We start from the raw sequence: 4,268 nt of genomic DNA on the forward strand, positions 1-4,268 counted from the left end.
CTGAATGCAAGTCCGGATCCCTGAATCTCTACAGGATGCCAAAGCCTCAGTTCTACAAAGTGGCGCTCTATCAGCCTTTGGCTGGATAGGGAACTCTTCGCCTTAACTGGGCCTTAACTAGGGCCAGACTCTTGTACCGAAACCTCCCTTTGGACCCTTCTTCCCCTGCAAGGGTCTAAGTATTCGAGAACACCTATTCTTACACACAAAAGCTTCGAGACAAGTTCAGAGAGAAATGCCTCTAGGCAAGAAAGGCTACCTGAGATTCTGCCGACAGGCGTCTTTAGGAGGGCCGTATTCAGCGGGAAGATTCACAAACGTCGGCAGCGTTGGCATCTGGAGGGAGTTGCTCTATATTAAATCAGCTAGCATATTCGATATTTACCAGAATTTAAGTTATTGTGAGAGCTGACATGCCATCCAATTGGTCAGACATCCATCCTCCCAATCCTGGGCAAGGGTTGGGTTCAGCCCAGTCTGCGCCTTCCCATTGGAATGAGCGCCACAGGGGAGAAGGCTCTCACGCCGAGTATGAGAGGAACGGATCTCAGACCAGAGCGGCGGATCGTCCAGAGGACTTCATGCCGAGCAATGCCGCAAAGATTAAGGTTGTAGGCGTGGGGGGTGGGGGTGGCAACGCGGTCAGTCGGATGGCGGCCAGCAACCTTGTGGGCGTCGAGTTTTGGAGCGTCAACACCGATGCGCAGGCCCTTGCCCAGTCCTCGGCAGTGAACCGCTTGCAAATTGGGCAGAAGCTGACTCGAGGCTTGGGTGCAGGTGGTAACCCGGCCATTGGCCAGAAAGCTGCAGAGGAATCCAGCGAAGAAATATCGGCAGCCATCAAAGGGGCAGATCTGGTCTTCATTGCCGCCGGCATGGGGGGAGGCACGGGCACGGGTGGAGCACCCGTCATCGCCCAAATTGCCAAAGCCAGTGGTGCCCTGACGGTGGGAGTGGTGACACGGCCTTTTTCCTTTGAGGGCAAACGCCGCAGCAAGCAGGCCGAGGAAGGGATCCAAGCGCTGCGGGAGGCAGTTGATACCCTGATTGTAATTCCCAATGACAAGTTGCTTTCGGTGATCTCCGAGCAAACCCCTGTCCAAGAGGCTTTTCGCGTTGCTGATGATGTGCTGCGGCAGGGGGTGCAGGGCATCTCGGATATCATTCTCATTCCCGGCATGATCAATGTGGATTTTGCCGATGTGCGCAGCGTGATGGCCGATGCCGGCTCTGCCTTGATGGGAATTGGCATGGGATCCGGCAAGTCCCGCGCCCGCGAAGCCGCCATTACCGCTGTATCTTCGCCGCTTTTGGAAACCTCCATCGAAGGGGCTAAAGGTGTCCTCTTCAACATTACCGGTGGGCCGGATTTGTCCTTGCATGAGGTCACGGTGGCTGCCGAGATCATCGCCGAGGCAGTGGATCCCGAGGCCAACATCATCTTCGGCACCGTCCAAGACGAGCGCATGCAGGGGGAAGTGCGCATCACGGTCATCGCCACCGGTTTCCAAGAGAAAGCCCGTCCAGCCGCCATCCCTGCTGCAACCAAAGTTTCTGCCTCCAACAAGTCGGGGGTTCCCAAGCCCACTCCCACGGGCTCTGGGCTGCCGCCTCGACAGCCTCCGGAGCCTGAGCCGCCGATGTCTGGAGGCTTAGATATTCCCGAGTTCTTGCGCCGCCGACGGCCCCCTTCGTAGGGTAGGGTGAAGGTATGCTGGTATCTTGGTGCCGGTTGTTGAGGGTGGGGAGTGCTTTGGGGTTAGGCCATGAACATTGTTGTCTTGGCGGGGGGGCGTTCGGCAGAACGTCAAGTCTCTTGGGTAACGGGTAAAGCCTGCAAACGGGCTTTGGAGGACCTGGGCCATCGGGTCAAGGTAATCGACCCAGATGAGGATCTGCCTCTGCGCCTTTGGCAGGAACGGCAAGCCGGCTGCGACTTCGTTTGGATTGCCTTGCATGGCCCTGGTGGCGAGGATGGGGTGGTACAGGGAATGCTGGACTGGCTGGGCCTGCCCTACCAGGGATCCGGGCCGCTGGCCAGTGCTCTGGCCATGGATAAGCTGGTCTCCAAGCAGATCTTTCGCGCCGCGGGGATCCCTACCCCCGATTGGCAGGTTTGGGACGACCAAAGCCCCCTCACTTGGGCTGACTGTGCGGCAGAGTTGGGATCCCCACTGGTGATTAAGCCCAGCAACAACGGCTCGACGGTGGGCATCAGCATTGTCCGGGATGAGAGGTCATTTGCTCAGGGGCTGGAGTTGGCCCGCTCAGTCTCGTCGCGGATTTTTCTGGAGCGCTATGTTCCCGGAAAGGAGATCACCCTCTCGATCTTGTCCGGCCAAGTTCTTCCGGCCATTGAGATCATCCCCGCCCAAGGCGACTTCTACGACTACGAAGCCAAGTACGCACCCGGTGGCTCGCGGCATTTGATCCCCTGTTCCCTCAGCCCGGCAGGGTTGGCCCGCTGTGAGGCTGCAGGTCTGAAGGCCTACCAGGCGTTGGGGTGCGAAGGCTTGGCGCGGGTGGATCTGCGGGTGGATCCCGAGGAAAATCCTTGGGTGTTGGAGGTGAATACACTGCCCGGCATGACCCCCACTTCCCTCTGTCCCGATGCGGCGGCAGCTCTGGGGTGGACGTTCACCGAGTTGGTGGAGCGAATGCTGCAGGATGCCTTGCAAAAAGCCCAATTGACCGGATCCCGGCGTTCTCAAAGTCCATCGGCGACTCTCGGCAACGCTCCCTGAGGCTTTTCCCAAGACAAGAACAAGAACCTTTACCCAGCTCTTTCAGAGAAGGGCAACCAGCAAAAGAATCACCCCAATTCCAACAATCAGTACAGCTCCCCCCAGCCACACCCAGGAGATGCGGGACCTGCTGCCTATGTCGGTTTTCCCGACAGGATTCTCCGGCGCAGGTTCAGGCTTTGAGTTGACCGAATCCGGGGCAACAACTGTCAGATCCTGCAGTAGGCGATCGCCTTTTTTTTCCAACAGAACTGTGGTTTCTTCTGAGGCCAGCAGCGGGTTCAACAAGGGGGCCGTTTGCTCCCACTCGTATTCAGAATGTCCCGACTCACGCCCGTACACCGTGACCTGCTCTAAGCCGGGCAAGCCCAACGCCCTGAGCTCCACCCGCACCCGCTCCGTGAGATGGGGGTAGTCCACTCGAGCCAGGGGGGGCCGATTCAGGAGAACGTGTAGATGACCTTGGCGGCGTTTGACCGCGATTTTGACCGGGGCAGCCAACCGAGCCTGCAACGCTCGGGCAATCTCAGCTTCGGTCATGGGGCAACATCCAAGGCATGCGAGTTAATTCTAATACAATCCTAGGGCAACGATGCAGAGGGTTACGGGGCCTCGGGGTAGAATGGGATGCGCGTTGGCGAAGAAAAGCAGAGCGTTCATCTTTTTCTCTCGCCGGATCCCTAGCTGGAAGTTCTATGCAAGAGAAAACCATTGTCCGCGATTACTTCAACTCCGTTGGCTTCGAGCGCTGGCGGCGCATTTATGGTGAAGAAGAAGTCAATTTCGTCCAAAAAGACATCCGCCTTGGCCATGCTCGCACAGTAGAGACGGTGTTGCAGTGGTTGGGGGATCCCTCGGGTTTACGCATTTGTGATGCCGGATGCGGGGTGGGCAGCCTCAGCTTGCCCTTGGCCGCCAGGGGGGCGCAGGTGTTCGCCAGCGACATCTCGGAACAAATGGTGAGCGAAGCGCGCCGCCGCCAGCAAATGGAGTTGGGATCCACAGACAACCCACACTTTTGGGTCTCGGATCTGGAGGAATTGACGGGGGAATACGATGTCGTCATCTGCCTCGATGTGATGATCCACTACCCTGAAGCCGAGGCCCTGCGCATGCTAAAGCACCTGACCCGCCTGGCTCGGTCCCGCCTGATCTTCAGTTTTGCCCCCAAAACCCCCTGGCTGACGCTGCTGAAGAAAGTGGGAGAGTTCTTCCCCGGCCCCAGCAAAACCACCCGCGCCTATCAACACCGAGAGGCGACCTTGGTGAGCCAATTAACCGAATGGGGCTGGAAAGTGCAGCAGCGACAAACCATTCGCAGCCGCTTCTACTTTGCTTGGCTCCTCGATCTGGTTCGGTGACACTCGATCTGGTTCGTTAAACGGGAATGAAACATTTTCGTCTAGCTCCCCTCTCCCTCTGGCAGCGAGGCTGGGAGTAGGGACAGCAGCGTGGAATGCTTGGGGAGTGTCTCAATCTAGTTTAAAAATGACTATAACGATCAGCTGAGGTTATCCAGTTGCT

4 protein-coding genes are annotated in these 4,268 nt (G+C 57.8%); 3 read left to right on the forward strand and 1 reads right to left on the reverse strand.

Going from position 1 to position 4,268, the window contains the following annotated elements:
* Positions 1–581 precede the first annotated feature (581 nt).
* Positions 582–1,697, forward strand: a complete 1,116-nt coding sequence (ftsZ, locus tag NW829_RS11765; RefSeq protein WP_414417158.1) for a cell division protein FtsZ — start codon at positions 582–584, stop codon at positions 1,695–1,697.
* A gap of 69 nt (positions 1,698–1,766) precedes the next feature.
* A complete protein-coding gene (locus tag NW829_RS11770; protein ID WP_414343651.1) occupies positions 1,767–2,744 on the forward strand; it encodes a D-alanine--D-alanine ligase family protein in 978 nt (325 codons plus the stop codon).
* A 42-nt stretch (positions 2,745–2,786) separates the two neighbouring features.
* Here the strand turns inward: NW829_RS11770 and NW829_RS11775 are convergent, their stop codons facing one another.
* The gene (locus NW829_RS11775) at positions 2,787–3,284 is read right to left on the reverse strand and encodes a hypothetical protein (protein WP_414413684.1); all 498 of its coding nucleotides are present in this window, start codon (positions 3,282–3,284) and stop codon (positions 2,787–2,789) included.
* A gap of 155 nt (positions 3,285–3,439) precedes the next feature.
* On the opposite strand from NW829_RS11775, the gene bchM reads away from it, so the two are divergent.
* The gene (gene bchM, locus NW829_RS11780) at positions 3,440–4,105 is read left to right on the forward strand and encodes a magnesium protoporphyrin IX methyltransferase (protein ID WP_414350017.1); all 666 of its coding nucleotides are present in this window, start codon (positions 3,440–3,442) and stop codon (positions 4,103–4,105) included.
* Positions 4,106–4,268: the final 163 nt, after the last annotated feature.

Source organism: Synechococcus sp. R55.8 (genome assembly GCF_047461895.1).
In the GTDB taxonomy this organism is placed as follows: Bacteria; Cyanobacteriota; Cyanobacteriia; order Thermostichales; family Thermostichaceae; genus Thermostichus.